This window comes from Micromonospora chaiyaphumensis (assembly GCF_900091435.1).
Taxonomy (GTDB): Bacteria; Actinomycetota; Actinomycetes; order Mycobacteriales; family Micromonosporaceae; genus Micromonospora; species Micromonospora chaiyaphumensis.
The window spans coordinates 1-1,341 of the sequence record NZ_FMCS01000023.1 but is presented as its reverse complement, the minus strand read 5'-3'; the positions used below and the strand labels follow the sequence as shown (position 1 = coordinate 1,341).

Here is a 1,341-nt window from a genome sequence, read left to right as displayed (position 1 = left end):
GTCTTCACCAAAACCACCACCAACGACGTCTACGTCGCACTGTCCACCGGCACCACCTTCGCCCCCAGCACCAAATGGCACGACTACTTCGGCCTCGCCAGCGAGGCGACCCTGTGACTCCCGAACTGGAGGCTCCCGTGGTTAGAACGCAATCGAGATGGCTCCGCGGCGCCATCGTCCTGGCGGCCGTGGCGCTCACCGGCGCCGTCGCGGGCCCCTCGGCTCCCGCGACGGCCGGACCGGCGGCACGCAGCGCCCTGGACTCGGCCTTCCTGCGGGCCGCAGGCGAGTTCGACGTACCCAGGGACGTGCTGGTCGCCGTCGGCTACGGCGAAACCCGGTTGGACGCCCATGAGGGCAAGCCCAGCCAGGCCAACGGCTACGGCGTGATGCACCTGGTGAGCAACCCCACCCAGCACAGCCTCGAACGGGCGGCAGAATTGACCGGCGAACCGGTCGCGAGGTTGAAGACCATCACACCGGCCAACATCCGTGGTGGCGCCGCTGTGCTGCGTGAGTTCGCCGACGCCGAAGGGCTGACGGCGGCCGACCGCAGCCGTGTCGCCGCCTGGTACCCGGTGGTGGCGAAGTACGGCGCCGCGGTCGACGACGCGACGGCCCGGCTGTACGCCGATCAGGTCTACGACCTGTTGCAGCACGGGATTCCGGGTGCTGCTCCGGTGCGGGCACGCCGGCTCGAACCGGAACTCGGCCGATACGCGACGGTGGCCCCGGCCGGCGCGGCGGGGATCGGCCTCGCGGCCGCGGTCCCCGAGTACCCGGCGGCGCGGTGGGTTCCCGCGAACGGCGCCAACTACGGTGTCGGGCGCTCCAGCCGCATCACGACTGTGATCATCCATGTCACGCAGGGCTCCTACGCCGGCACCGTCAACTGGTTCCAGAACCCGTCGGCCGGTGTCAGCGCCCACTACGTCGTCAAGTCGAGCAACGGCGAGATCACCCAGATGGTGCGCGAGGGCGACACCGCGTACCACGCGCGGTCCGGCAACGCCTACGGAGTGGGCATCGAGCACGAGGGCTACGTCGACAACCCCGCGTGGTTCACCGACGCCATGTACCGATCGTCGGCGGCCCTGACCCGCTACCTGTGCGACAAGTACGGCATCCCGAAGGACCGCAACGGCATCAAGGGCCACTACGAGATCCCGGGCAACGACCACACCGACCCGGGGCCCAACTGGAACTGGGACTACTACCTCTCGCTCGTCAACCAGGGCGGCGGATCCGGCGGTCGTTATCTGGCGGGTTCGCCCACGGATTTCACGGGTGACGGCCGCGATGACGTGGTGGCGTTCACGCAGGGCTCGTTGAACGACGTGT

Annotated in this window: 1 protein-coding gene; it reads left to right on the top strand. The window is 69.2% G+C overall.

Translation table 11 applies throughout. The annotated features are described in order from the left end of the window. Positions 1 to 113: 113 nt before the first annotated feature. Positions 114 to 1,341: N-acetylmuramoyl-L-alanine amidase (locus tag GA0070214_RS31270; protein ID WP_244167932.1), on the top strand; the 1,228-nt coding region annotated here is incomplete at its 3' end.